Source organism: Verrucosispora sp. WMMC514 (genome assembly GCF_027497295.1).
Classification (GTDB): Bacteria; Actinomycetota; Actinomycetes; order Mycobacteriales; family Micromonosporaceae; genus Micromonospora; species Micromonospora palythoicola.
In genome coordinates this window covers 1,069,770-1,094,485 of the sequence record NZ_CP114906.1, presented here as the reverse complement: position 1 = coordinate 1,094,485, position 24,716 = coordinate 1,069,770, and the positions used below count along the sequence as shown (strand labels likewise).

General features: G+C 68.8%; 24 protein-coding genes, 3 pseudogenes and 1 riboswitch. Of the genes and pseudogenes, 11 read left to right on the top strand and 16 right to left on the bottom strand.

Annotated features, from left to right (window positions below):
• Window positions 1-44 precede the first annotated feature (44 nt).
• A riboswitch (cobalamin riboswitch) is annotated at window positions 45-187 on the top strand.
• A gap of 128 nt (window positions 188-315) precedes the next feature.
• From O7597_RS04910 to O7597_RS04890, 5 genes are read left to right on the top strand one after another with little or no spacing between them, the layout of a single operon-like run.
• On the top strand, window positions 316-1,770 hold the full coding sequence (locus tag O7597_RS04910) for a prenyltransferase/squalene oxidase repeat-containing protein (RefSeq protein WP_281582123.1): 1,455 nt from the start codon (window positions 316-318) through the stop codon (window positions 1,768-1,770).
• Window positions 1,767-2,627 (top strand): hypothetical protein, encoded by an 861-nt coding sequence (locus O7597_RS04905; protein WP_281582122.1) that lies wholly within the window; start codon window positions 1,767-1,769, stop codon window positions 2,625-2,627. Before O7597_RS04910 ends, O7597_RS04905 begins: the two co-directional genes overlap by 4 nt.
• Window positions 2,620-3,861 carry a CbiQ family ECF transporter T component gene (locus O7597_RS04900; RefSeq protein WP_281582121.1) on the top strand — a complete coding sequence of 414 codons (1,242 nt, stop codon included), beginning with the start codon at window positions 2,620-2,622 and terminating at the stop codon, window positions 3,859-3,861. Before O7597_RS04905 ends, O7597_RS04900 begins: the two co-directional genes overlap by 8 nt.
• A complete protein-coding gene (locus O7597_RS04895; protein WP_269737922.1) occupies window positions 3,858-5,489 on the top strand; it encodes an ATP-binding cassette domain-containing protein in 1,632 nt (543 codons plus the stop codon). The genes O7597_RS04900 and O7597_RS04895 overlap by 4 nt, the downstream gene beginning before the upstream one ends.
• Window positions 5,486-6,343 (top strand): ECF transporter S component, encoded by an 858-nt coding sequence (locus O7597_RS04890; protein ID WP_269737921.1) that lies wholly within the window; start codon window positions 5,486-5,488, stop codon window positions 6,341-6,343. Before O7597_RS04895 ends, O7597_RS04890 begins: the two co-directional genes overlap by 4 nt.
• Before the next feature lie 13 nt (window positions 6,344-6,356).
• On the opposite strand, the pseudogene O7597_RS04885 reads toward O7597_RS04890, so the two are convergent.
• Together O7597_RS04885 and def are read right to left on the bottom strand one after the other, a co-directional pair.
• Window positions 6,357-6,467: pseudogene (locus tag O7597_RS04885) on the bottom strand (tRNA (adenosine(37)-N6)-threonylcarbamoyltransferase complex transferase subunit TsaD); the annotation flags it as partial.
• A gap of 3 nt (window positions 6,468-6,470) precedes the next feature.
• Window positions 6,471-7,019 (bottom strand): peptide deformylase, encoded by a 549-nt coding sequence (def, locus tag O7597_RS04880; protein WP_269737920.1) that lies wholly within the window; start codon window positions 7,017-7,019, stop codon window positions 6,471-6,473.
• A gap of 64 nt (window positions 7,020-7,083) precedes the next feature.
• On the opposite strand from def, the gene O7597_RS04875 reads away from it, so the two are divergent.
• From O7597_RS04875 to O7597_RS04855, 5 genes and pseudogenes are all read left to right on the top strand, one after another.
• A complete protein-coding gene (locus tag O7597_RS04875) occupies window positions 7,084-7,698 on the top strand; it encodes a superoxide dismutase (protein ID WP_269737919.1) in 615 nt (204 codons plus the stop codon).
• A gap of 4 nt (window positions 7,699-7,702) precedes the next feature.
• Window positions 7,703-7,963 (top strand): hypothetical protein, encoded by a 261-nt coding sequence (locus O7597_RS04870; RefSeq protein ID WP_281582120.1) that lies wholly within the window; start codon window positions 7,703-7,705, stop codon window positions 7,961-7,963.
• A gap of 40 nt (window positions 7,964-8,003) precedes the next feature.
• On the top strand, window positions 8,004-8,774 hold the full coding sequence (locus tag O7597_RS04865) for an alanine--tRNA ligase-related protein (RefSeq protein ID WP_348650790.1): 771 nt from the start codon (window positions 8,004-8,006) through the stop codon (window positions 8,772-8,774).
• Window positions 8,675-9,159: pseudogene (locus tag O7597_RS04860) on the top strand (oligopeptide/dipeptide ABC transporter ATP-binding protein); the annotation flags it as partial. The gene O7597_RS04865 and the pseudogene O7597_RS04860, both read left to right, overlap by 100 nt.
• 421 nt (window positions 9,160-9,580) lie before the next feature.
• The gene (locus O7597_RS04855) at window positions 9,581-9,961 is read left to right on the top strand and encodes an ABC transporter ATP-binding protein (protein WP_281582119.1); all 381 of its coding nucleotides are present in this window, start codon (window positions 9,581-9,583) and stop codon (window positions 9,959-9,961) included.
• Between the two features lie 45 nt (window positions 9,962-10,006).
• On the opposite strand, the gene O7597_RS04850 is transcribed toward O7597_RS04855, so the two are convergent.
• From O7597_RS04850 to O7597_RS04815, 8 genes and pseudogenes are all read right to left on the bottom strand, one after another.
• Window positions 10,007-10,384 (bottom strand): DUF5615 family PIN-like protein, encoded by a 378-nt coding sequence (locus O7597_RS04850; protein ID WP_269737914.1) that lies wholly within the window; start codon window positions 10,382-10,384, stop codon window positions 10,007-10,009.
• Entirely contained in the window at window positions 10,381-10,611 is a 231-nt protein-coding gene (locus O7597_RS04845; protein ID WP_117228534.1) for a DUF433 domain-containing protein, read from the bottom strand. The genes O7597_RS04850 and O7597_RS04845 overlap by 4 nt, the downstream gene beginning before the upstream one ends.
• A 310-nt stretch (window positions 10,612-10,921) precedes the next feature.
• A pseudogene (locus O7597_RS04840) lies at window positions 10,922-11,116 on the bottom strand (ATP-binding protein); the annotation flags it as partial.
• Between the two features lie 455 nt (window positions 11,117-11,571).
• The gene (locus tag O7597_RS04835) at window positions 11,572-11,985 is read right to left on the bottom strand and encodes a SipW-dependent-type signal peptide-containing protein (RefSeq protein ID WP_281582118.1); all 414 of its coding nucleotides are present in this window, start codon (window positions 11,983-11,985) and stop codon (window positions 11,572-11,574) included.
• Window positions 11,986-12,047: 62 nt separating this feature from the next.
• On the bottom strand, window positions 12,048-13,319 hold the full coding sequence (locus O7597_RS04830) for a signal peptidase I (protein ID WP_281582117.1): 1,272 nt from the start codon (window positions 13,317-13,319) through the stop codon (window positions 12,048-12,050).
• Window positions 13,320-13,330: 11 nt separating this feature from the next.
• Complete coding sequence (locus O7597_RS04825; protein ID WP_269737911.1) at window positions 13,331-13,963, bottom strand: SipW-dependent-type signal peptide-containing protein; 633 nt, start codon at window positions 13,961-13,963, stop codon at window positions 13,331-13,333.
• Between the two features lie 9 nt (window positions 13,964-13,972).
• The gene (locus tag O7597_RS04820) at window positions 13,973-14,581 is read right to left on the bottom strand and encodes a SipW-dependent-type signal peptide-containing protein (RefSeq protein WP_269737910.1); all 609 of its coding nucleotides are present in this window, start codon (window positions 14,579-14,581) and stop codon (window positions 13,973-13,975) included.
• Window positions 14,582-14,948: 367 nt separating this feature from the next.
• Complete coding sequence (locus O7597_RS04815; protein ID WP_269737909.1) at window positions 14,949-16,082, bottom strand: acyltransferase; 1,134 nt, start codon at window positions 16,080-16,082, stop codon at window positions 14,949-14,951.
• 369 nt (window positions 16,083-16,451) lie between these two features.
• On the opposite strand from O7597_RS04815, the gene O7597_RS04810 reads away from it, so the two are divergent.
• Window positions 16,452-17,486, top strand: a complete 1,035-nt coding sequence (locus O7597_RS04810) for an LCP family protein (protein ID WP_269737908.1) — start codon at window positions 16,452-16,454, stop codon at window positions 17,484-17,486.
• Window positions 17,487-17,491: 5 nt separating this feature from the next.
• Here the strand turns inward: O7597_RS04810 and O7597_RS04805 are convergent, their stop codons facing one another.
• Genes O7597_RS04805 through O7597_RS04780 form a run of 6 tightly spaced genes read right to left on the bottom strand, consistent with a single transcriptional unit; the run spans window position 17,492 to window position 24,606 of the window.
• Window positions 17,492-18,346 carry a TylF/MycF/NovP-related O-methyltransferase gene (locus O7597_RS04805; RefSeq protein ID WP_269737907.1) on the bottom strand — a complete coding sequence of 285 codons (855 nt, stop codon included), beginning with the start codon at window positions 18,344-18,346 and terminating at the stop codon, window positions 17,492-17,494.
• A gap of 22 nt (window positions 18,347-18,368) precedes the next feature.
• Window positions 18,369-20,285 carry a hypothetical protein gene (locus O7597_RS04800; RefSeq protein WP_269737906.1) on the bottom strand — a complete coding sequence of 639 codons (1,917 nt, stop codon included), beginning with the start codon at window positions 20,283-20,285 and terminating at the stop codon, window positions 18,369-18,371.
• Window positions 20,282-21,496: a glycosyltransferase gene (locus tag O7597_RS04795; protein ID WP_269737905.1), complete on the bottom strand. Its 1,215-nt coding sequence runs from the start codon at window positions 21,494-21,496 to the stop codon at window positions 20,282-20,284. The genes O7597_RS04800 and O7597_RS04795 overlap by 4 nt, the downstream gene beginning before the upstream one ends.
• A 10-nt stretch (window positions 21,497-21,506) precedes the next feature.
• Complete coding sequence (locus O7597_RS04790) at window positions 21,507-22,442, bottom strand: glycosyltransferase family 2 protein (protein WP_269737904.1); 936 nt, start codon at window positions 22,440-22,442, stop codon at window positions 21,507-21,509.
• Window positions 22,442-23,752, bottom strand: a complete 1,311-nt coding sequence (locus tag O7597_RS04785) for an O-antigen ligase family protein (RefSeq protein ID WP_269737903.1) — start codon at window positions 23,750-23,752, stop codon at window positions 22,442-22,444. The genes O7597_RS04790 and O7597_RS04785 overlap by 1 nt, the downstream gene beginning before the upstream one ends.
• The gene (locus O7597_RS04780) at window positions 23,749-24,606 is read right to left on the bottom strand and encodes a glycosyltransferase (protein WP_281582116.1); all 858 of its coding nucleotides are present in this window, start codon (window positions 24,604-24,606) and stop codon (window positions 23,749-23,751) included. Before O7597_RS04780 ends, O7597_RS04785 begins: the two co-directional genes overlap by 4 nt.
• Window positions 24,607-24,716 lie beyond the last annotated feature (110 nt).

Here is a 24,716-nt window from a genome sequence, read left to right as displayed (position 1 = left end):
CCGGGTGTCGCCCGCCACGCTGGCGCCGAGAGGTGACCGGCGGTACGGTGGCGACACCCGGTGCGCCGGGTACACAACTGAATACGTCCCGTACGGGGGGAAGTCGGTAGAAGCCGACGCTGACCCGCAACCGTGAGCGAGCACCGCCTCGCGAGCCGGAATGCCCCGCACAGGACGAGCGGCTTCCACTGTCGAGGTCTACAGGGTGGAGTCCGGGTAACCGAGGTACAGCATCTCGTCGCGGCCACGCGAGCGGATGCCGCCCGTCGGTGCCTTCCGGAGCTTTCACCGACCGCTCTGCGAAAGGCACCCCTCATGCCCACGTTCCCGCTCCGGCGCGTCGGCGCCGGTCTCGGCGCCGCCACCGCCGCAGCGCTCGCCATCGTCGCGACCACCCCCCTCGGCGTGGCCGCCGCGCCATCGCCAACCCACACCGCCGCCGCGCGCGACGCCGCGACCTGGCTCGCCGGGGAATACGTCGACGGCGTCCTACCTGGACCGTTCACTCCCGAGGACTGGGGGCTGAGCATCGACGGCGTGATCGCTCTCGCCGCCACCGGGGTGGCCGGCTCTACTCGACAGGCGGCGACGGCGCAGATCGCCGCGCACGTACGGTCCTACAACAGCTACGACGACTGGGGCATCGAGGGCTTCACCGACGGGGGTGCCACCGCGAAACTGCTCTACGTGGCCTCCGCCGCCGGTGCCGACCCCACCGACTTCGGCGGCTGGGACCTGCGTGCCGAGACCGTGGCCCTGCTGTCCGCGGCGGGCACCGGGCACCAGCGGGGCCGGATCACCAGCCGGACCACCGAGGCCACCGGCCCGGACCCCAGCAACACCTTCGATCAGTCCTTTGCCGTGCTGGGCCTGGCCCGCAGCGGCGGCGCGCCGCAGGAAACCGTCGACTTCCTCATCCAGCAGCAGTGCACGGCCGGCGGCTTCCGGCTCTACCCCGACGCCGACGGAGCACCGTCGCCTTCCTGCGACACCCAGGCCAGTGCCACCCTCGACGTCGACTCGACCGCCATGGCCGTGCAAGCACTGCTCGCGACCGACGCAACAGGTGCGGACGAGGCCGCTCAGCGCGGCGCGGACTGGCTGGTGGCGCAGCAACGCGCCGACGGGTCGTTCGGCGGGTCGGGGCCGACCAGCGGCGCGAACTCCAACAGCACGGGCCTGGCCGGGCAGGCCCTGGCCGCGGCCGGGCGCGACGCCGGAGCGGCACGGGCCGCCGAAGCCCTGGCGGCGCTGCAGCTCACCACCGCCAACGGTGGTGCCGCGGCGGCCGACGCCGGCGCCATCGCCTACGCCAGCGACGCGTTGACCGAGGCGGTCGCCGACGGCATCGCCGACACGTTCCGGGACCAGTGGCGGCGCGCCACCGCCCAGGCGCTACTCGGGCTGGCCCAGGTGCCGCTGAGCCGGATCGGCCTCGACGTGCCGCCCTCCGGTGAGCCCACCCCATCGGCCACCGTGCCACCCACGCCGACCGGCTCACCCAGCCCGACCGGACGACCGTCCCCGTCCGCCTCGCCCACACCGACCACCGCGCCCACCCACAGCCCGACACCGAGCGCCTCCCCGGGCGGCACGCCACCCACCCCCACCACGACGCCGACTCCCGCTGCCTCCGTCACCAGTCCCGCCGCCGGACCGGGCCGGCTGCCAACCACCGGCGCGGCGATCGGCGGGTACGTGCTCACCGCCCTGCTGCTGCTCGGCGGGGGAGCGGTGCTGCTGGTGCTCGGCCGTCGGCGGGCCACATGAGCATCCGGGCGACCCGCCTCGCCGTCACCCTCGCCGTGGCCGCCGCCAGTGTTTTGGTCGGTTCGGGTCCGGCAGCGGCCGCCGGCAGCGCGGGTTACTGCCCCGACGCCGCCGGTGTGACCGTCGTGGTTGACTTCAAGGAACTCGGCGGCGGCACCGTCGTCCGGTGCGCCCCCGGCGACCAGGCCACCGGCCTGGCGGCGTTGAAGGCCGCCGGCTTCCGGATCGCCGGCACACTGCGCTGGGGCGAGGGATTCATCTGCCGGATCGAGGGCAAGCCCTCGGCCAGCACGGAGAAGTGCGTCGACACGCCACCGGCCAGCGCCTACTGGTCATACTGGCACGCGCCCAACGGGGGTACCTGGACCTACAGCGACAAGGGTGTGCTCAACCGCAAGCCACCATCGGGCAGCTTCGAAGGCTGGTCGTTCTCGCTCAACCGCAACGCCGACAGCGCACCCCGACCTGGTGTGGCCCCCGCCCGGCCCGCACCACCGCCGCGCACCACACCACCCGCGCCTCCGCCGCCCGCACCCCGTACGTCCGCACCGGCGATGTCGGGCGGTACCCCACCGGCCGGGTTTACCCTGACCCCACCGGTGGCCGCCGCCACCGCGACCCCTTCCGGCAGCTCATCCGTGCCGACGACGGCCGCCACCGCTCCGCCGCTCGCGGCTGCGCCCGTTGCCCCGTCGGCCGATCCGACGGACTCGTACCCGGCGACCGAGTTCAGCGCCACGCGTGACACCGACGGCCTCCCGCTGGGCACCGTGGCGGGGGTGCTCCTGCTGGTCGCGCTGGCGGGTGGCGGGCTCGTCGCCGCCCGCCGCCGGCGAACCGCCGAGCCGGATGACTGATCAGGCCACCGCTGACGGGGTTGCGCGACAGCCACCTGTGACACCGCCTGACAGCCGGCCGGCCCTGGCGAGACGGCTACCCCGCGCCCTGCACCCGGGTGCCTGGTGGCTGTGGGCACTCGGTCTGGCGACCGCGGCCAGCCACACCACCAACCCGCTGCCGCTGGCGCTGCTCATCGCCGCTGCCGCGCTTGTGGTCGTCCGCCGCCGCGGTGACGCCCCCTGGGCGTTCGCATTCCGGATGTACCTGATGCTCGGCGCGGTGATCGTGGCCATGCGGGTGGTGTTCCGCCTCGTCTTCGGCGGCGGACAGGGGGACCACGTCCTGCTTCACCTGCCGGAGATTCCGCTGCCGGCGTGGGCGGCCGGCATCCGGCTGTTCGGCCCGGTCGCCGCCGAACAACTCCTCGGCGGCTTCTACGACGGGCTGCGCCTGGCGGCGATGCTCATCTGCCTCGGTGCCGCCAACGCTCTGGCCAACCCGAAACGCCTGCTGAAAGCGGTCCCTGGTGCCTTGTACGCGATCAGCACCGCCGTGGTGGTCGCGTTGTCGGTGGCTCCGCAACTTGTGGAAAGTGTGCTGCGGGTACGCCGGGCCCGCCGGCTGCGCGGTGCCGCCGGGCAGGGTCTGCGTGCCCTACGGGGCATCGCACTGCCGGTGCTGGCCGACGCCCTGGACCGATCCCTAGCCCTGGCCGCGGCCATGGATTCGCGCGGCTACGGCCGCAGCGCGGCGATACCTGCCGGCCAGCGCGCCTTCACCGGCGGGCTGGTGCTCGCCGGCCTGGTCGGGGTCTGCGTCGGCACGTACGGGCTGCTCGACACGACAGTGCCCGGCTACCTCGGTCTGCCGATGCTGATCGTCGGTCTGGCGACAGCCGTCATCGGAATGCTGCTGGCCGGCCGGCAGGTCCGGCGCAGCCGCTACCGGCCGGACCGCTGGCGGATCACGGAGGTTGCCGTCGCCGGCTGCGGGGCGGCCACCGCCGTCGTGATGGCGGTGGCCGGATCCGTGGCCCCGGACCGGCTCTACCCGCCGGTGAGCCCGCTCACCTGGCCCGAGCTGACCCCGCTGATGCTCCTGGTCGTCGCGGTCGCGGTCGCGCCGGCCTGGCTGGCACCGCCGCCGACACTCGCGGCTCACCGCACCCGCCGCCCGGTGCTCATCCCACCGAACGGCACGACCCGCAGCTCGCCGAAGCGCGACACCAGCGAGCCGGAGGCCCTACGTTGATCGACTTCAGTCGGGTGACCGTCCACTACGCCGAAACCCCCGAACCGATGCTGCGCGACGTGAACCTGCACATCCCCGAGGGCGAGTTGTGCCTGGTCGCTGGCCGCACCGGCGCCGGGAAGTCGACTCTGCTGCGGGCCATCAACGGGCTGGTGCCGCACTTCACCGGCGGCACGCTCCACGGCACCGTCACCGTGCAGGGCCGCGACACCCGCAGCCACCCTCCCCGTGACCTCGCCGACGTCGTCGGAGTCGTCGGCCAGGATCCCCTCGCCGGATTCGTCACCGACACCGTCGAAGAGGAACTCGCCTACGGCATGGAACAACTTGCCCTGCCGGCGCCGGTCATGCGTAAACGCGTCGAGGAGACCCTCGACCTGCTCGGCATCGCCGAGCTCCGGGACCGTCCGCTCCGGACCCTGTCGGGCGGGCAGCAGCAGCGGGTCGCCATCGGCGCCGTGCTCACCAGCCACCCGCAGGTGCTCGTCCTCGACGAACCGACCTCCGCCCTGGACCCCACCGCCGCAGAGGATGTCCTGGCCGCCGTCACCCGCCTGGTCCACGACCTCGGCGTCACCGTCGTGGTGGCCGAGCACCGCCTCGAACGTGTCGTGCAGTATGCCGACCGCCTGCTCTACCTGCCCGGCGACGGCACCGTCATCGACGGCGAACCGGCCGCTGTGCTCGCCGACGTCGATCTCGCGCCACCCCTTGTCGACCTGGGCCGGGCTGCCGGCTGGACACCCTTGCCGCTGTCCGTACGCGACGCCCGTCGCCGCGCATCGGACCTGCGGCAGCGGCTCGCCGACGCCCCGGCGCCTCCGGCCACACCACCACCGGCTGGTCTGCCGGTACTGGCCGCCCGCAACATCGTGGTGCGCTACCCCGGCACCGTCGCCGTGGCCGGCGTGGATCTCGACCTGCATCCCGGCCGGATCGTCGCGCTGATGGGCCGCAACGGCTCCGGCAAGTCCAGCCTGCTCTGGGCGGTGCAGGGCAGCGGCCCACGGCACAGCGGAACTGTCACCGTCGTCGGCCCCGACGGCGCCACCGACCCGAAAACACTGCCCGCCGGGCGTGCTCGACGACGGGTCGGACTGGTGCCGCAGACCCCAGGTGACCTCCTCTATCTGGAGACGGTGGAAGCCGAATGCGCCCAGGCCGACCGGGAGTCCGACGCATCCGTGGGCACCTGCCGGGCGCTGCTGGACCAGCTCACCCCCGCGCTGCCCGGCGACCAGCATCCCCGCGATCTGTCGGAAGGGCAGCGGCTGGCCCTCGCGCTCGCCGTCCAGCTCACCGCCGCACCACAGGTCGTGCTGCTCGACGAGCCCACCCGAGGCTTGGATTACCGTGCCAAACGGCAGTTCACCGCGATCGCCCGGCGGTTGGCCACCGAAGGTCGGGCGATCGTCGTCGCCACCCATGACGTCGAACTCGTCGCCACCCTCGCCGACCGCGTTGTCGTGATGGCGCAGGGGGAAATCGTGGCCGACGGCAGCACCGCCGAGGTCATGCTCGCCTCACCCGCGTTCGCCCCGCAGGTCGCCAAGGTGCTGGCACCGCAGCCCTGGCTGACCGTGGACCAGGTCACCGCCGCGCTGGCCGCCACACGGACACGAGGATGACGACCGCCCTGCGGGTCGCCCCGCGTACGGCCGTCGTGCTGGTCCTGGCCTCCGTCGCCGCGCTGGCCACCTTCAGCTGGCCGTTCTTCGTACCAGCCCAACCCGAGAGCATGGCCCGGACCACCGAGGCACCACTGGTCTTCATCGCCGTACTACCGATCCTGCTGGCCCTCGTCCTGGCCGAACTCAGCTCCGGCGGCATCGACAGCAAGGCCCTGGCGATGCTCGGCGTGCTCGCCGCCGTCAACGCGGCCCTACGTCCGCTCGGAGCCGGCACCGCCGGCATCGAAACGGTGTTCTTCCTGCTCGTGCTCGCCGGCCGGGTCTTCGGACCCGGCTTCGGGTTCCTGCTCGGCGCCACCTCGCTGTTCGCCTCCGCCCTGCTCACCGCCGGTGTCGGCCCGTGGCTGCCGTTCCAGATGCTGGCCGCCGCGTGGATCGGCCTCGGCGCCGGGCTGCTGCCGGCCCGGTTGCGGGGCCGGGCCGAGATCGCCGTGCTGGCCGGCTACGGTGCGATCGCCGCCTACGGCTACGGGCTGCTGATGAACCTGTGGTTCTGGCCGTTCAGCATCGGCGCGGACACCCAGCTCTCCTACGTCGCCGGGGCGCCGGTGCTGGACAACCTGCACCGCTTCGCCGTGTTCACCGCCGTCACCTCCACCTTCGGGTGGGACACCGGCCGCGCCATCACCACCGTGATGGCCATCGTCCTGGTCGGACCCGCCGTCCTGGCTGCTCTGCGCCGCGCCGCCCGGCGCGCCGCCTTCGAGGCGCCGGTCACCTTCGCCACGACACCAGGGCCAGCCATCCCGCCCGGGCAAGACAGCGGTCTCGGTGTGCGGCCGCCGGGGTAGGGCAGGCCGAGCAGGCGTGTTCGTCCATGCTGGTGGCGAGGGCGTCGCCGAGCAGGACGCCGTCGGCGACGATGCCGACGCCGGTCTCGTCGCAGGAGGTTTCGATGCCCAGGACGACCGGCATCGGTCAGTCGTCCTGGCCGGTGCCCACGCCGACGCCAGGGTGTTCGGCGTTGGTGGTGAGGATGCGTTTGCGGAGTTTGCTGGGAAGTCGGTCGACGTAGGCGAGGCCGTCGAGGTGGTCGACCTCGTGTTGGAAGCAGCGGGCCAGGGTGCCGGTGCCGTCCAGCCGGACTTCCTGACCGTGCATGTCGAATCCGGTGACGGTGGCGGTGGCGCAGCGGGCCAGTTCGGCGTGCTGGCCGGGGACGGAGAGGCAGCCCTCGGTGTCGGTCACCAGGTCGCGGTGCTCGGGTAGGTGCAGGACCGGGTTGACGACGGTGGCCACGGTGCGGGCGCCGGTGGCGTCGGGGCAGTCGACGACGAAGATCCGGGCGTCGACGCCGATCTGGTTGGCGGCCAAGCCGACGCCGTGGGCGGCGTACATGCTGGCGAACATGTCGGCGACGAGCTGGGCGAGGACGTCGTCGAAGTCGGTCACCTCGGCACAGCGACGGTGCAGGACGGGCGTGCCGTAACGGGTGATGGGGCGCGGGGTGCCTGTCGAGGTCTGCACAGTGGCCTATCCTATGCAATTGCCAAAGCTTTGCAGTAAGAGCAGCAGTCCCAGAGGAGTTCTGATGGCGGTTTACACCCTGCCCGACCTGCCCTACGACTACGGCGCGTTGGAGCCGGCGATGTCGGGGCAGATCCTTGAGCTGCACCACGATAAGCACCACGCCGCGTACGTCAAGGGCGCCAACGACGGTCTGGAGCAGCTCGTCGAGGCCCGGGCCAAGGGCGACTTCTCCACTCTTGTCGGTCTGGAGAAGACGTACGCGTTCAACCTCTCCGGGCACGTGCTGCACTCGATTTTCTGGGGGAACCTCTCCCCGGATGGTGGCGACCGTCCCGACGGCGAGTTGGCGGCGGCGATCGAGGAGCACTTCGGTTCGTTTGAGGCGTTCGCCGGGCAGCTCTCGGCCGCCACCAAGGGCGTGCAGGGTTCCGGTTGGGGTGTGCTGGCCTGGGAGCCGCTCGCGCAGCGGCTGATCGTGGAGCAGGTCTACGACCACCACGGCAACGTGGGGCAGGGCTCCACGCCGCTGCTGGTGTTCGACGCCTGGGAGCACGCCTACTACCTGCAGTACAAGAACGTGCGGCCCGACTACGTGGACCGGCTGTGGAACCTGGTCAACTGGTCGGACGTGATCGCCCGGTTCGATGCCGCCCGCGCCACCACGCCGAAGCTCTGACCGCATGACGGGCCTCACCCCGGCCGCCGCGGAACTGGTGCAACGCGCTGCCGGGGTCATCGCCGCCAAACATCGCGGCGACCTCGGCGGCGCTGAGGAACTCCTCGCCGCGTTCGGCTCCGAGCAGGCCAAGACCCTCGGTTTCTACCTTCTGGCGGACCTGAGCCTCGGACTGCTCCGCGCGCAGAGCGGTCAGTCACTGGACGATCTCGTCCGAGAGTTGTCCCTGCTCGTCGTCGCCACCACCACGCAGCCGGACAACTGACACGTGGTGACCACTGGTCGGTGTCGCCGACACTGTGAAAATGCCGGCGACACCTGCCAGAACGCGACGGCGGGCGGCCCGGCGACTGTTTCGCCGCGCACGGCGCCCAGGCCGGCGACATCGTCTCCGTCGCACTGGACCGCCCCCGTTCTACGCCGAAAGCGGCGGACAGGACTCCGACGCCGGCATGCTCACCGGTCCGAACCTGCGCGCCGAGATTATCGACGTGCAACGGCCGGTCAAGAATCTGATCGCGTTCACCGTTCGGATCCTCGACGGCAGCCTCGCCGTCGGCGACGCGGTATACGCCACAGTCGACCCGGAGTGGCGCACCGGCGCCCGGCAGGCCCACTCCGGCACCCACGTCGTACACGCCGCGCTGCGCCACGTCCTCGGACCGAACGCGTTGCAATCGGGCTCGTACAACCGACCCGGCTATCTGCGCCTGGACTTCGCCTGGCGTGGTGGCCTGTCCGAGGCGACCACAGCGAGGTCGAGGAGGTCGCGAACCTCGCGATCCGTCGCGACCTGCCTGTCGACGTCCGCTACCTGCCCCTGGAACAGGCCCGCGCCGAGGGTGCCTTGGCCCTGTTCGGCGAGACCTACGACGAGACCAGTGCGGGTCGTCGAGTTCGGCGGCGAGTGGTCCTGCGAGCTGTGTGGCGGCACCCACGTCGACCACTCCGCGCAGATCGGCTCGCCCTCGCGGGTGAGCCGGACTTGCTCGTCGCCGACGAACCCACCCCCGCATTCGATGTCGCTGTGCAGGCACAACTGCTCGACCTGCTGGCCCGGCTCCGCGACGAACTGATCATGATCATGACCTGGCGGTGGTCACCCGCCTGGCCGACACAGCGGCCGTCATGTACGCCGGTCGGCTCGTTGAGACAGGGCCGCTTGCCACCGTCATCGGCAATCCGAACCATCCCTACACGCGGGGGCTGCTCGACGCCGTGCCCCGTCCTGGAGCCCCGCCGGGCACCCGGTTTCGCACTATGCCTGGACGCTCCGGTGCCGGTCCGGACGACACCAGCGGCTGCGCGTTCGCCTCCCGATGCCCGGTCGCCCTCCCCGCCTGTGTGCAGCGCCAACCGATACTGGTCGCGCTGGGCGGGGCGCACCGGTCCGCGTGCCTGCGCCAACCCGGCGAGCCCTCGCTGACGCCCGCGGCTGGCGTCGGGCGGAACGGAGACTGACCGGTGTTGGAGATCGAAGGTGTTGCGGCCGGCTATGCCGTCGCGCGAGGGCGGCACCGCAACACCGTGGTGGATGCCATCACCATGCGGGTCGACGCGGGTGAGATCGTCGGCCTGGTCGGCGAGTCGGGGTGCGGCAAGACGACCCTCGCCCGCGTGATCACCGGGCTCCACCGCCCCGATTCAGGCTCGGTACGCCTCTCCGGGACGGACGTGTACAGCCTGCGCGGTCGGGCACTGCGCACCCACCGACGGCGGATCCAGATGGTCTTCCAGGAGCCGTATCTCACCTTCAGTCCACGCCAGACAGTCCGGCAAGCCATCACCAAACCGCTACACATCCACCGCCTCGGCGACTCTCGTGCCCGGTCCGCCCGCGTGGACGAATTGCTGGACCTCGTCGGGCTCGATAACCGTGTGGGTGATCGTCGGCCGCAGCAACTGTCCGGTGGCAGCAGGAGCGGTTGGCGATCGCCGGCGCACTGGCCGTCGAACCACGCTTGCTTGTCTGCGACGAGCGGGTTACCGCACTCGACGTGTCGGTGCAGGCCAAGTCCTCAACCTGCTCAGCGACCTGCGCGACCAGCTCGGCCTTGCGTGCCTGTTCATCTGCCATGACCTCGCCGTCGTCCGGCAGCTCGCCGACCGGATTGCGGTCATGCACTACGGTCGCATCATCGAGCAGGGTCCGAAGGCGCAGCTCACCACCGATCCTCGCCATCCGTACACCGAGTCGTTACTCGCGGCGACGCCAACAGTCGACCTGAAAGTGGCGTCACGCACGCTCGGGAGGAAGGGGTGATCTGACTGGCTGTGAGTCGTGGCCGATGGCAAGCCGGCGAACAGGTCACTTGCCGCGCAGGATGGGCAAGGGCCGGACCCGCAGCCAGTCCTCGCCGACTACGACGATCGCTCCACTGGCCAGGTCGTCGGCGACTGCGGCGAGGTTCGCCACCAGGATCGCGACGATCTGTGTGGATCGACGACCGCTGATCCGCCGCACCAGCAACACGGACGGTTCGCCGGCCCCGGAGGAGGCCAGCAGAGTGCCGAAGTCGGTATCTGCGGATATCAACACTCGCTGTTCCTGGCGTGCCCGATCCAGCACGATCTCATCCGGCGCCGCTGCCAGGCCGTAGTCCCTGAGGTGCTCGGCGTCATGCCCCTGAGCGCGCAGACCTGCGGCAACCGCTGGCGACAGGTTGTTGTCGATCAGGAATTTCATGCCGCGTGATGTAGCGGCAGCTCCCGCTCCCGGACAGCCTCGGCGGCGAAGCGCAGCGCTTCCCAGACGTCTTCAACGGTCAGGTCCGGCAGATCTGACACGATCTCGTCCGCGCTCATGCCGTCCGCGATCATTGCCACGACCGTCGCGACCGGGATGCGTAGCCCACGGATGCACGGTGCACCGCCCATCTGGGCCGGGTTGACGGTGATCCGCTCGAAGTTCATGACGGCATGGTAACCCGTCGTGACCTAGCCCGACCCCGGGCCAGCCTGAGACCTGGCTCCCCATCGGTACCGGAGGATTCCGCAACAGGCATGAGGATTGCGTGGTTGGTCGCAGCCGGGGCGGGGTGATCGCTGTGGGACGGCGCGGGAGCGCACGGGCTGGCATCCGGCCTCCCACAATTTCTGTGCTCACACATGCTCACAGCCCAAAATCAAATAGCCATCATTGCGCGACATGCGGCGACAGGGGGTGTGATCTGACGTAGAACTGGAACTGACCCCCTGGCGACGGATTGGGATTGACCCCCCGTTACCCCCGGGGGGGTGTGTCGTTCTGCTTGTCGCGGTCTTTTGCGAGGAGTTCTCGGCGGGCTCTGGTGCGGTAGGACTCGCCTGCGAGGGTGAGGACCTCGGCGTGGTGCACGAGGCGGTCGATCATCGCGGCGGCGACGACTTCGTCGCCGAAGACCTCGCCCCACCGCCCGAAGGGCAGGCGCGAGGTGAGGAAGTCTCTACAAGATCCGGGGCGGTTCACTGTCCGAGAGTTGGCGTTCGAAGTCACCACTCGTCTGGCGCTTGTCGTGCGAGGGCTGCACATCCGGGCTCACCTAAGGTAAGCCTAAATCAAAGAATACCATTAATGAAGATCGCGAAAACCGCTAGAAACCGCAGGTCAGAGCCATGTAGTGGAGCGCGCCCGGCAGGATTCGAACCTGCGGCCTTGGGATTAGAAGTTAAACTCGACTCGTGATGCCAGGTGCCCGGCAGTCCGCAGGGGTACCTATCCGTCCAGCTAGGTGCCCCTGCGGATCTCGGTCAATGATGTCGAGTGCTGCTGGATGCTTGAGCGTCCGGGCTCACAGCGGGCTCACCGGTCGACCTTGTTGGCTGGTCTGACCAGCGAGGCGGGCGCTGGTCGCCAGGGTATGCATACCGCGTAACGGTTACAGGTTGAAGCTGCTAAGGCACGCTGCAGAAGTAGAGCAGCGCAGTCAGCATGCCGAGTGAGCCGGTGACCTGCACCGACGTCCAGCCGGCGGGCCCGTTTGCGACCAGTTGGAAGGTACCGCTGCCGATGGCCAGCAACCCCCCGGGGACGGTGACGCTTGTGGCGGTGGGGCCGAGATTGCCGCCGCCGGAAAAGCCGCCGGACAGTGACCAGGTGAAGCCGCTGCGGGTCAGGCCACCGGCGGGCAGATTCCAGCTGAAGGTGGGTGGGGTCAGCAAACCTGCGGTGCACTGCAGGTTGGTCGGTGGGTTGACCGTGCCGGCCTGGAGGCTTCCACTGCCGTACTCGGTGTCCGTCCATGCCGCGAGCGTCGACTGGGGCGGTGCGAGCACACTGATATTAAAGGCGAGCATCAGGGCGGTCACAGCCGCGATCCAGCGCCGCCCGATGCGTCTCCAGGGGGGTCTAGTCTGGACCCGCGTTCGCCTCACGACTGACCCATCCGGACGCGGTACCTGCGCACGGTGAGGACGAGCAGCAGTCCGGCGAGCAGCGCACTGGCCCCGGCGAACAGCGGGGTCCGCAGCGCGGTTCCGGTACGCGGAAGCGGGTTGACCTTACCGCCGGCCGAGGCCCGGTCACCGAATCCGGTCGCCGTGACGACCAGGTCCGCCGACCCGGAGGCTGCCGGGCCGGCGAGCAGGCTCGCGGTGACGAGCAACCAGCGCTGCTGGTCGGCACGCATGGAGGTGACGGTGAGGGGCTCGGCGGCCACTCTGGTGGCCGGGCCGTCCACCAGTACCTGTTCTTCCTCGCCTGTGGGACAGGCTCCCTTCACCCACCGCTCGGGGCAGATGGCGACCATGACCTGGAGGCCTTCCGGCTCGGTGGCGAGCGATCCGAACGCCGACAGTGAGATGTCCACCCGGCCGGGCTGCTGCGCATGTGCCGAGACGCCCACCTGCCAGGGGACAGGGTCACCCGGCGTCATCTTCGTCATCCGATCGTGGTCGCTGATCGAGACCAGAGTCAGGTAACGGCTCCGGATCACGTCTTCGGTCGTCTCCGCGCGTGCCTGGCTGGGTGTCGTCAGCACCGCTGCGGTGACGCCCGGCAGCACCGCCACGGCAATGAGACACCGCAAGGTTGGACCGCGGGGCATGACCGTGCCCATCTCAGGGTCCGGCGCTGCCTCATCCGACCCCGGTGAATCCCGTCGCCGTCGCCGCCACTGATTCGGCCGCCGTGGTCGCGGTTCTGAGCGCGGCCAGAAAGCCCAGGTGACAATCGCGGCAGTGCCGATCGTGATCCCACTCATGACGTAAACGTTCGACACGGTGCGTACCGCGTATCCGAGCTTGGGCACCGACCATTCGACGAGCCGTACGCGGGTCACCGCGTACGGTGCAGCGTCGTTGGACTCGTTCGCGTCTCCGCGCAGGGTGAGCAGGCGAGTAGGGCCGCCGCCGTCGGCGATGCCGACGACCCGGTGGGTGATTGGCGGCAGCGGCGTACGGTCGACGGTGATGACGTCACCCACGTTGGCCTCGGACGCGGGGATCTCCCGCACCACCGCCAGCGATCCGGCCGGGATGGTCGGGCTCATCGACCCGGTCTTGAACAGGATGAGCGAGATGTCGAAGAAGAATGCCAACGGAACGAGGATGACGCACACCGTCCCGCCGACGGCAAGCAGGGTCAGCGCCAGGTCGCCGACGCGTGCGAGGATTCCGGGCTGCCGATCCACTCGTCTCACCATCTGCTAGGTCCTCAGGTAGATGTCGCGGTGAATTCCCAGGTGACGGCACCGGTGGTGCCTTGGTACGAGTTGTTGGCACCGGACTGGACACGTACCTCGAAGCAGAACCGCAACTGCGGCGTCCCGCCGCTCGGCGGGGTGATGGCCGACGAGACCGGCGGGCCGGGAATGGAGGTCACACCCAGATAGCTCGGCCCGACGATCCACGTCGGCGTACCGGTGAAGGCGGCGGCGGAACAGGTGGTGCCGGTACTGGGAGTCCGCACCGCGCGGTATTCGAGTACGGGTAGCAGGGCACCGGAGTTGTTCGACGAGCTTGTCAGCGTGACCGTGCCACCGATGTTTGTCGTCGATGTCGTCCGGATGTCGAGGTAGGCGTAGAACGAGACCGAGGGGGACATCGCCGTCGCGCTGAACGCCAGTATCGCGGCATTCGCCGCCGGGGTGTGGCTGGTCCAGCTACTGGACGCGGTCTGCGACTCGGTGCCGAAGACGCTAGCCGCGAACGACCCGGTGCCGTACTCGCCGTCGGTCCAGGCGGCGAGCGTGGACGTCGCGCCCAGCCCGAGGACCAGGGCGCCGGCGAGTACGGCACGGATCCGGCGGAACCGTGGTGAGCCGGCCGATGTTCGACGGTTGACCACGGCCGCCACCTACACGGATTCGGCGAGAAGCTGCCAGGTCTCCGTGACCGACGTGCCCTGTACCAGACCGGAATCCGCCGTGACGACGAAGCACAGGAACGCCGGAGCGCCGGGCGTCGTGGGTGGAGTACCCTGCGTCAGGCTGAAGGGCACTGCGCCAGCCACCGAGTCAAGCGCCGTACCCTCGGCCACGATCCAGGTAGGAGTCGTGGGTGTCGCGCTGCAGTCGCCGAAGGTGGGAACAGTGGCGATCCCGTAGGTTAGGCCGACGAAAGCCGGTGGGGCGGGCGTGGCCGACGCCACCGTGACGGTCGCGTCGTAGGTCGTTGTCGCGGTCAGGCGAACGGCGAACGGTGCCGCGACGACTTCACCCGGACTGATGTTGTCGAATCCGGTACTGAATGCCAGCGAGGCCGCCGTGCCCGCCGTGGGGTGCTCCGCGTAGGTGGTGCCGTCCGTACTGCCCTCGATGCTGAAGCTACCTGCGGTGAACGTGCCCGAGGCGTACTCGGAGTCATTCCAGGCGGCGAGTGTGATGGTCGCGCCAAGACCGAGCGTCAGCCCTCCGGCCAGGACCGCCTTGAGCTTGCGACGGCTCTTTCGGTCGCCCGTTCTCATCCCTCTCCTGTCCCCCAACTTGTCCTCCTCGGTGACAACGCGTAGGCGTGTGATGGTCCGTGGCAGCGGCGCAGGGCGATCCGACTGGCCGTCGCCTCCTGGAGGTCGCGCAGACAGTGGTCTTGGCGCGCTGTCACTCAGGGAAACCATAAGCCTAAATCAGGACAAAAAGTGTTATAAGCCTATAAACGGGCAGCCGCAGGGCAGTGCAGATGCGGAACTCGTGTCGGCAGATCCATCGATCATCTGAAGCTGCGCGAGGATCTGCACCTACGCCCGCGCTGGGAGGCAGCCATCGATGCGTGCGACGTACAGGGGGCGACTCTCGGTCGCTGGGCGGGCGGTACGCCCGCTTGTTGACGGACCACTATCGGGTGATGGCGGAAGCATCTGCGCTGGCTGGTTCCTGCTGTTCGGCCGGTATCCGCGACGAGATCTTGCAGGAGCGGGCGCAGCGAGATGCCGACGTCTCAACCCAGCCGAACGCGAGCACGGCAACGGCGGTCAGCATCACCATTCCGATCAGTGTCGCCAGGAGGTGGGTAGCTGAGCCGAGGGGCAGCATCGGAGCCAGTACCGTCACAATCACCGCACTGGCGGGGATGTGCCAGAGGTAGATGGTCGCCGCCCGGGCGTTGATCAGACGCAACAGCCGGTCGGCTACAGGGTTCTGCCTGAAGCGGCGAAGTTCCATTCGCGCATGCGGACGCATCAGCACGGCGGTCCACGCCATCGACCACAGGGTGGTCGCTATGGGAATGTGGTTCAGGGTACTGGTCGGGTGGGTGGCCATGGAAATGCCGATCCAGCTGCCGCCGACGACCGCCAGCAACAACGCTCCGAGATGGAAGGTGCGCGCCGGCAGTCGCGGGAGCTGTCCGTCGTGGCTGGCGAAGCCCAACAACCAGCAGGGCAGGTAGGAGAGAACAAAGTATCCGTGCTCGATGTGGCCGACCTGGAACCCGATCGATATCGCCACAGAGGTCAGGATACAGGCCCAAGGATGCCGGCGGAACAGCCAGAGGGTGATCGGTGATATCAGAATCAGCCACAGGTAGGCGCTTATGTACCATAGCCCTATGGTGAAAGCCCACGCCCAGGATAGTTCTCCGGCGGATGGTACGCGTAGCGGTAGGATCCACCAGATCAGCTGATCCCAGTCGAGCATGCTTACCGGGCCGTCCCGCAGACTGATGCCGTGCACCAGCGTGAGGGCGGCCAGGCTGAATGTCCAAAACGGCACCATCAATCGGGCCGCTCGCCGGACCACAGCCGCAGGGCCGTGCCGATCCAGTGACGCCGCCATCAGATGCCCGGCGATGCCGAACATCAGCCCTATCGCGGGAATCAGCAGACAGAGCCAGAGCCAGCCGGTGGCGTGGTAGATGAAGACACGAATGAGCGCCCCGGCACGAAGCAGGTCGAAGTAGCGAATCCGCTGATGTGCCGGGTGTCCAGGCTCGGCGGTGGCGGCCGGGTGCCCTCGGTGGCTTGTGGCCACAGGGTCAGTAGACACGGTTCCGTTTTACATGGAACACGTCGATCCTCGGGGTGGATTCACCTTTGTTGCTGTGGATTGTGCGGAGCGCGTAGGTGTGTTTCGACGACGGGCCTTCGGTGAACCACAAAGTTGCAGGGAATCACGTATTCGACCGCGTTCGTGGCGGCCGTTGGTAGATACTGGAAGAGGAGAGGCTGGTCCCGCCGCACCATTGTGATATGTCTTCGGATCGCCAGAAATGTTGTCGAGAAGGACAGTGGTCGACCGAGGCCGTGAACCAGCGTGGGGAAAGTGTGCCTGGCATCGGAACAACCTTATGGATACGCGGCCCGGAGCCGATTCGACAGCTAGGTGAAAGCGTAGACAGAGATGGCAAAGGTTCATTTTGCGACAAGTGTGTGGCGGCGCATGTCCGGCTGGCAGAAGGCGGGCGTTTCCCTGGTCGCGCTGCTTGGTGTGTTGTGCGCCGCGGGCGTGACTCTCGGCATTGGTCTCAAACATCGGTATGAGAGCAGAGTGCAGCGGGAGGACATTCTCGGGCACGGCACCGCGCCCCGCGACGACGAGCGTTGGAACTCAGGCCCGTTGAACCTGCTCCTGCTCGGCTCCGATTCGCGTGCGGGTGAAGCGGACGAGGGCCTGTACCCGGGGCAACGCTCGGACACCATCATGCTCGTGCATCTCAATGCGACGAGGGACACTGCGACGGTCGTTTCCATTCCGCGTGACAGTTATGTCGAGGTGCCTGCGAGAAGTGGTAGTTGGCCCGGCGGCCTTAACAAGATCAACGCTGCGTTCGCGTTTGGTGGTGCGTCCCTGGCCGCCGAGACCGTGCATAAACTCACCGGTGCGACCATAGACGGCGTGCTGGTCGCCAACTTCGCGGCCGTTCGGCAGATCGTGGACGCCATCGGCGGTGTCACTGTGTGCCTGCCCTACGTGGTTATCTCCACCGATACCGGCACACGTTGGCAGGTGGGTTGTCACCAGCTCGACGGCCGCAATACCGACGACCTGATGCGGCAACGCCACAACGTGCCTGGCGGTGACTTCGGCCGGATCCAGACCCAGCAGCTGGTGGTGCGGGCGATCGTGGAGAAGATCACGGCTGAGAACCTCCTCACTGACCCTGCGCGGTTGGACCGGGTGCTGACCACGACGGCGGAGTCGTTGACCGTGGACAGGGAACTCGACATCGCCGAGCTGGTGCTCGCGGTACGCCGGATCACGACAGCGTCGTTGCGGTTCGTCACCGTTCCGGCCGCTGAGACCGACCTGATGACGCCGGCAGGCTCGTCGGTTCAGCTGGACGAGCGGTTGTCCATGAGCCTGTTTGCGGCGCTCCGCGAGGACCGGCTCGACGAATGGTTCGCAAGCCAGCCCGCCACATCGATACCGGACTGAGGGGTTCATGTCGTTCGTTGCCAGTACCGGCAGGTCCAGTCGACCGGGTGAAGCTCGTCGCTGATGCCGAACTCGGCGCGGAAATCGTCGACCGCCTGTTTGCAGCCGCGAACCGCATGGTAGTCGTCCACGATCACGTAGCCGCCCACTGACAACTTCGGGTAGAGGCTGCGCAGCGCCACCATTGTCGAGTCGTAGAGGTCCCCGTCGAGCCGGATGAGCGACAGCCGATCGACCGGTGCGGTGGGCAACGTGTCGTCAAACCACCCGGGCAGGAAGTGGACCCGGTCGTCCAGGAGCCCGTACCGGCGGAAGTTGTTCTTGACCTGATCCAGAGAGACGGCGAGGAAAGGTTGGGCCCAGAGCGCATCCTCGACGTCCTCGGTCCGATGCGGTTCGGGCTTGGGTAGGCCGCGGAACGAGTCCGCCACCCAGACTGTCCGGTTCGGGTCGCCGTAGGCCTGCAGCATGCCCCGCATGAAGATCACCGCGCCGCCGCGCCAAACGCCGGTCTCGATGAGATCGCCCGGTACGTCTCGTCTCAGCACGTCGCGAAGGCACTGCTCCAGGTTGTCGAGACGACGCAGGCCGATCATCGTGTCCGCCTCCGGGGGCCAGTCCCGGCCGTTCGCGCGTGCGTCAGGGTCAAACGGAAACTTCAGCACGAGTTCCATTCCACGGCGTTGCAGCAGATGCTTGTACCGGTTGTAGAACCGGCCGTGCAGGGAGGCTGGTCGCGGCTGGTAGGGCATCCACGTCTCCTGGAAGACGTATCGGGTGAGTGCCTTCTTCAGCAGGTCGCAGTACATGGCACGGGGATCGCTGAGGGTGGGCGGCAGGCAAGTGAGCGGCTCGCTCATCGGCTACTCCTTTGACGTGGGTTCAGTTGGACGGCCAGCGGTAGCGGCCGGCCGGTGCGTGGTGGTCGTCGAGGTCGGTAGGCGTCCCGTTGCAGACGTACTGAGTGACGCTGTCGTTTCGGGGGTGCTGGTCCGGCACGGGCTCGACCGGCTGGTGTCCGGCACCGGCCCGGTAGGCGCGACCGGGCGTTTCGGTTCGAGGCGCCAGGGGACGACCTAGCGCCGATCCGGCCGCCTCCCGGCCACCGGCGATCAGCGGGGTGGACCACGCGACCCCGTCGTCGATCGGGGACACCGTTCCCGCGACACGCCAGCGTGCCGAGGCGTTCTCCCGGTGGTGCGGCTGCCGTGGCGGCAGCGGCGGAACGTGGTCGCCCTGGATCGGTTCCTCTCGCCCGTCGGTGACGACCGCGACGGGGACCCTCGCGTCACCTCTCGGCGGGGGAGTCGGGGCAGTGCCTGCTGCTGGGGCTGGTGTCGTGGCGAGGATTTCCGTCGCCGCCGTCGAGTCGATCGTCCGGCGCTGTCCGCTTGGCGCAGCCGCTCGGTGCTGGTGGGAGCGTGGCTCGCGATCCGCAGACCGCCGCCTCCTGTCCGGGGTCTCGCCCGATGCGGTGTCCAGCGCGCTCACCTCGTCGGCAGCGCATTCAGTGGTCCGGTCGATCGCCCCAAGAGCGACGATGCCGACCAGCGGGAGGTTCAGTCGTCGCAGCAAACGCGCCGCCCGTGTGGCCTCGGTCAGCCGAGTGCTTCCTGCCGCCACCACGAGCAGCACCCCATCCACCTGCTCGGCCAGCGCGGCAGTGTCCCAACCGGCCAACATCGGTGGCGCGTGAACGATGACACAGTCCTCGCTGTCGGCCAGCATGTCGAGCACCTCGCTGAGTTCCCGCGCGTGCTCGTCGGTCAGACCGTCGCGTGGCTCGCTCGGTAGCACAGACAGTGTGGGAAAGTCGGGCATACGGGTGGGGGAGTGCTTACCGGCCTGGACCTGCTGCCAGGTGAACGAGGCGTCCGGGAAGTGCCCGGCGAGCATGGGGTCCCGGACCGCGCCGTCGACTATCGAGACCCGGCGTTGGTCCGCTGCCATCGAAAGGCCCAGGAGGGCACTGACCAGCGCCGCACCGTCGTCGTCGTGTGCACTTGTGACCAACAGGCGTCGCTTCGACGACCCGGTGAGCACACTCAGTGACGAGACTGTCGCCCTGGTGGGCACTGCAACGTCGCGGCGGGCTAGCAGCGCAGCGGCGTGATGACGGGCGAAACGCCTCGGCAGCTGTGGAAGAACACCGATGACCGGCAAACCCAGACGCAGCTCCATCTGGCCTATGTCACGCAGCCGACGGTCGAAACGATCACGGAGCACCGTCGCGCCCCAACCGGCGAGCAATCCGATGAGTGCTCCCAGTGCGCTGTTCATCAGCGGTTTGGGGAAAGTCGGTCGAGATGGTGGACTGGCCCTGTCGACCACCCGGGTGGTCACCACCGCGTCGCCGCCCAACTCCAAGCGGTCCAACTGCCCGCTGAGGTTCTGGCTCACCGCATTCGCAATCGCAGCGGCCCGGCCGGCGGAGGCCGCCTCAGCCCTGACCGTGACAATCTGCAGACCGGGTTCGAAGGTTCCGTTGACGGTGCCGATGACTGTCTGCGCGGGCAGTCCCAGGTCGCGCGCCGCCGCGACGGCCACCTCCCGAGAGCTGATCAATTTGGCGACGGTGGGTGCGAGGCTCTGTGCGAGAGCGAGGCTCATCTCTGCGGGCCTGTCATTCTCGGGCGGATCGGCCACTACCAGGATCGAAGCGTGCGCTTCGTACCGATCCGGCAGCATCGGTGTCACCGCTTGAGCGGCGGCCAGCCCGGCGAGTAGACCGAACAGCGGAAGTCCGATCCTGCGCCAGGCGGTGTCCACCAGGTCGATGAAGTCGACGGTACGCATCATGCGATCACCTTCCGGTCCGCGTTGTCGCGAACCTTCTGACCGGCTCGTGCCGGGATGGGTACTGACATGCTTGTCTCGTGCAACTGTTGCCAGATCTGAGCAAGCCGATCGGCGATTCGATCCCAGGCGAACTCGTTCGTTGCGCGGTGCACCCCCGTGGCGGACAACCCACGGGCCGTTGCCGGGCAGGCGCGCAGCTCGACGAGCCGTTCGGCGAGCGCGGCCGGGTCCCCGGCTGGGAAGACCAGTCCTGCGTTCCCGATGACGTACGGAATCTCGCCGACATCACTGCCGATCACCGGAACACCGCAGGCCATGGCCTCAACCAGTACCCGGCCGAACTGCTCGCGTAGCGGGATCCCGACCCACGGCAGCACGTTTCGCTGCACGATCTCCCGAGCGGGCAGCGCCAGCACACTCATCTGCGCCAGCAGATCGGGTAGCTGCGCGTGGCCCGTCCAACGATGCCGCCGAATGCGCCCAGGGCGGCGCCAGGCGGCCCGATCGATGTCGGCGGTCAGGCTGCCGTCGCCCACCAGCAGCACGTCGCAATCGGCCAGATCGGCCGCGCGCAGCAGGTCGAGCACACCCTTGTGGGGCTCGAAACGGCCCACGAAACCGACGGTGAAGGGTCGTACGGCGGCGGCCTCGGCCCGCGGTCGGAAGATGGTGGTGTCAACGCCGAGGGGAACGTTCGTCGCCGCACCGCGGTAACCCTTGACGCGTAACACCTGCCGCGCTGCGGGCGTGATCGGCAGGATCATGTCCACCTCGCGATACGCGTACCGCTCAACCAGCGGGAACGGCATGGGGAACCGGGTCACCACGTTCTGCGCCGCGTACAGCGTCGTCGGTACTGCCGGCCAGTGCCGACGACGCATCCGCAGGACCTGCCAGGTCGACAGGTACGCGGCCTCCCCAATGATGTGCACCACGTCCGGTGGCTGCGACACCGGCGGTCCGCCTCGTCCGCCGAACTGGACCACGACGGAGGCCATGTGACCCGTCCTGGCCTCACCGAGACGGTGCGGGAGCACCTGCGAGTGAAAGCTGGGATACCGTTGGCCCAGCCGGTCGAACTCGCGGCGAGTGGCCGGCGACACCTCGGCGGCGAGCACGGTGAGCCGGAGGTCGGGTCGCTCGCAGAGCGAGCTGAACAGGTCGGTCCAATGCTCGGTACGGGCCCCCACGACTGTGATCAAGACATGCATGAGTGATTCCTCAAATGTGGATACGGGTGATCGCGATGCGGCCAACTCGGGTCCAGGCACGCATCCGGGTGATGCCGGCACCCGGTTGCAGCGACAGTCGTACGGTGGCCAGAATGACCCCCAGCACCGCCCGCAACAGGACGACGGCCCGGACCGCGGCTCGGGACCGGGGCCGGTGGCGGCTGAAGAACACCAACATGCTGCGGTAGAGGTGGGGCCAGATCCAGGCCGGGTCACTACTGCTCGCTCCGCCGCTGTGGACCGCCGTCACATGTGGGAGGTACAGCACCTCGGCACCGTGGCAGCGAACTTGAAGACACAACTCTTCGTCCTCGTAGTACATGAAGTACGCCTCGTCCAGACCGCCGACGGCGGTGAACAGGTCGGCGCGGACGGCGAGGCACGCGCCGGAGACCCAGTCCACCCTGGCCGGAAGAGCGCCGTGCAGGCACGCGTCGTACGCCTGTCGACGGCGTCGCCCAGACAGCCAGCGACGTACCGGCACCGGCACCAGCATTCCCCCGAACCGGCTCGCCACCACCGTGGTGAGCGTTTCGAAAGGGTGGGCGCTGACCGCCACCTGGCCGTCGGCGTCAAGCAGTCGTGGCCCGGCGATGCCGATCTCCGGCCGGCCGAACACGGTTTCGACGAGAGCCCGAGTGGTCTCGGGTGGAACCACACAGTCGGGATTGACCAGTAGCAGGACACTGGTCTGTACCCCGGATGCGCCCCGGTTGACGGCGGCGGCGAAGCCGACGTTGCCCTGACCGACCAACACGGTCACCTCAGGAAAGTGAGTCCGCACCAGCTCGACGGTGCGGTCGGTCGATCCGTTGTCGACCAGCCGTACCGGTAGGCCGGCCTGCCGTAGCGCGGTGAGCGCGGCGAGCACCTGTCCCTGGGAGTTGTAGGTGACCACGATCGCCGTCGCGTCGAGTTCGACCATCAGCGCACCGCCTCAGGAACCCGCACCTGCAGCCGTAGTCGGCCCGGTGGACGTTCTCGCACCTGGGCGGGAGGACGGGCGGTCAACAATGCCAGGGCTGGTAGCAATCCGAGTTCCCAGTGCCCGTCGGTCGGGGCCGCGAACACCGCAGCGCAGAGAAACCCACAACACAGAGCCGCGAACGGTAGGGCGGGCCCTGCCGGGTCGGCAAGCCCGGCCCGGATCCCACGTAGTACCGGCCAGAGCACCAGGGCGAGGCCCACCAGTCCGACGTTCGCCAGTAGCGTTACGTAGAAGGCGTGGTAGACCGGCCCGACATCGGTGAGGGCGAAGTCGGCCAGGTAAACGTCGGTGGTTGACTGCCCGAGCCCGGCTCCCAGGACTGGTCGGTCTGCGAAGATGTTCAGACCGACCGACGACTCCGACGCGCGATAGCCGGCGGACTGTTCAAACCCGATCGCGATCTCCTGCGCGCGTTCCCGCACGCCGGGCTGGATCGCGAGCAGTGCGGCGATGACCAGCCCAACGGCGGTGGTGGCAGCCATTCCAATCCGCACCGCCCGCCCGCCGCAGACCAGCATCGTCAGCAGCGTCACCCCGGCCGCGAGCCAGATACCCCGGTACGAGGCGAGCACCACGTCGATGGCGAAGAGTCCAGCGAGCAGCACCGCGGCGAGCCGGCGCCAGCCCCGGTAGTGACCAGCGAACCAGATCAGCATCGGGACCGCGAGCAGTGTGAGTAGCCCGCCGTGACGGCCAGGGACGGTCATCGAGATCGCGGCCAGCACAGCCACCACGCCGACGTAGAGCAGCCCGGCGGCGGCCAGCCGGCGGTCGGTGGTCAACGTGTGCGTGGCGAGGAAAAAGTACAGCGGGAGGATGGCGATCTGGTAGCCGGCGACGACGACCTCGGTGGGTAGATTCCCGACAGCGAGGCCGTAACAGGCGGCGGCGACGGTCAGCCCGACCACCAGCATCATGCCGGTGTCGGCCGAGGTCCGCCGCCGCCCGGCCGAGATGCCGAGGGCGTACCGGATCAGCAGAGCGACCCCGCCGACGGCCAGCAGCAGCAGGTGCGCGGCCACGTAGATGCGGACGTCTCCTCCGCTGACCAGGCCGCCAGCTACCGCACCACCGACGATGCCGACCGGCAGCACGGCCCACGGCCAGAGCAGGAAGACGGCCAGGCACACCAGCGCACCCGTGCCCGCCAGCGCCAGCATCCCCGGCAGCATGGTGGCCAGCGACACGGCGGCGCCGAGCATGGCACTCACCGCCGCCAGGCCGATCCCGACTGCGAGCCGGGTCATCGGACCAGCCCCGCGAGCAGCCGATGCAGTTGCTCGCCCCGGACGGACCAGCTGTTCGCTGTCGCCACAGCCCTTCGGTGAGCGACCCGCTCCGGGCCCGTCGTCTCGGTCAGCGTCGAGGCGATCGCGGCGGAGAAGTCATCGGCACCAGCCGCGAGCCGGACCACGCCGGTCATCCCGGTCAGCGCCGGCAGCGGCGTCGCGACCACCGGCTTGCCGAGCGCCAGGTACTCGTAGCATTTCTTCGGGTGCACATAGTCCACCAGACCGCCGAGGCGGTACGGGATCATGGCCACATCACAGACACGCAGTGTCGCGGGGAGGTCGGGGTACGGGATGGGGCCGGTGAGCAGCACGTTGGTGAGACCCGCGAGGGGCTTCCGGCCGGCGCGTGTGCTCGGCCCGATCAGCAGAAAGGTCCAGTCGGGTCGGTTCCGCGCCACCGCAGCGACCAGCTCGCCGTCGAAGGCCCGGATATCGATGCTGCCGGAGTAGCCGATCAGCGGCCGACCCGGCTCGACCGGCCGGGGAACGGTCGGGCCATGGGGAGTGAAGTGCCCCGGGTCGCAGGCGTTGGGCAGCACCACCGGTGTCTGTCGGCTGGCCGGCATCCGCGCAGGTAGTGCAGCCGACGACGCTAGTACCAAATCTGCGGCCGCCACTGCCCGACTGAGACTCCGACGCAGATGGCGCCGGTTCCACCGTCGGGTGAAGGTCCAGTCCAGGTCGGCCGCGTCGTAGACGACCGCGGAGGCATCGATCCGGCTGGCGCAGCCGGCGGCCAAGTCCTCGTCCAGCCACACCAGAGCTACCTCCGCCGGGTCACGGAGCAGCCAGCGCCGCAACACGGCCACGGCCACTCGTCTGTTGATCGAGTTGGCTGCCGGCAGGTGCCGACCGAACGGGACCGTGGTGGGCAGCTCGGCGTGCCAGATGGCATGTTCAACCCTGCGGATTGAGGTGC

Excerpts from the sequence above, each read along its gene's own strand:
- O7597_RS04820 (WP_269737910.1), bottom strand. The coding sequence starts at position 14,581 with ATGAGAACGGGCGACCGAAAGAGCCGTCGCAAGCTCAAGGCGGTCCTG.
- O7597_RS04905 (WP_281582122.1), top strand. The coding sequence starts at position 1,767 with ATGAGCATCCGGGCGACCCGCCTCGCCGTCACCCTCGCCGTGGCCGCC.
- O7597_RS04870 (WP_281582120.1), top strand. The coding sequence starts at position 7,703 with ATGACGGGCCTCACCCCGGCCGCCGCGGAACTGGTGCAACGCGCTGCC.
- O7597_RS04790 (WP_269737904.1), bottom strand. The coding sequence starts at position 22,442 with ATGGTCGAACTCGACGCGACGGCGATCGTGGTCACCTACAACTCCCAG.
- O7597_RS04845 (WP_117228534.1), bottom strand. The coding sequence starts at position 10,611 with ATGAACTTCGAGCGGATCACCGTCAACCCGGCCCAGATGGGCGGTGCA.
- O7597_RS04785 (WP_269737903.1), bottom strand. The coding sequence starts at position 23,752 with ATGACCCGGCTCGCAGTCGGGATCGGCCTGGCGGCGGTGAGTGCCATG.
- O7597_RS04900 (WP_281582121.1), top strand. The coding sequence starts at position 2,620 with ATGACTGATCAGGCCACCGCTGACGGGGTTGCGCGACAGCCACCTGTG.
- O7597_RS04810 (WP_269737908.1), top strand. The coding sequence starts at position 16,452 with ATGGCAAAGGTTCATTTTGCGACAAGTGTGTGGCGGCGCATGTCCGGC.
- O7597_RS04875 (WP_269737919.1), top strand. The coding sequence starts at position 7,084 with ATGGCGGTTTACACCCTGCCCGACCTGCCCTACGACTACGGCGCGTTG.
- O7597_RS04795 (WP_269737905.1), bottom strand. The coding sequence starts at position 21,496 with ATGCATGTCTTGATCACAGTCGTGGGGGCCCGTACCGAGCATTGGACC.
- O7597_RS04890 (WP_269737921.1), top strand. The coding sequence starts at position 5,486 with ATGACGACCGCCCTGCGGGTCGCCCCGCGTACGGCCGTCGTGCTGGTC.
- O7597_RS04805 (WP_269737907.1), bottom strand. The coding sequence starts at position 18,346 with ATGAGCGAGCCGCTCACTTGCCTGCCGCCCACCCTCAGCGATCCCCGT.
- O7597_RS04850 (WP_269737914.1), bottom strand. The coding sequence starts at position 10,384 with ATGAAATTCCTGATCGACAACAACCTGTCGCCAGCGGTTGCCGCAGGT.
- O7597_RS04865 (WP_348650790.1), top strand. The coding sequence starts at position 8,004 with ATGCCGGCGACACCTGCCAGAACGCGACGGCGGGCGGCCCGGCGACTG.
- O7597_RS04830 (WP_281582117.1), bottom strand. The coding sequence starts at position 13,319 with ATGGTGAGACGAGTGGATCGGCAGCCCGGAATCCTCGCACGCGTCGGC.
- O7597_RS04800 (WP_269737906.1), bottom strand. The coding sequence starts at position 20,285 with ATGATGCGTACCGTCGACTTCATCGACCTGGTGGACACCGCCTGGCGC.
- O7597_RS04910 (WP_281582123.1), top strand. The coding sequence starts at position 316 with ATGCCCACGTTCCCGCTCCGGCGCGTCGGCGCCGGTCTCGGCGCCGCC.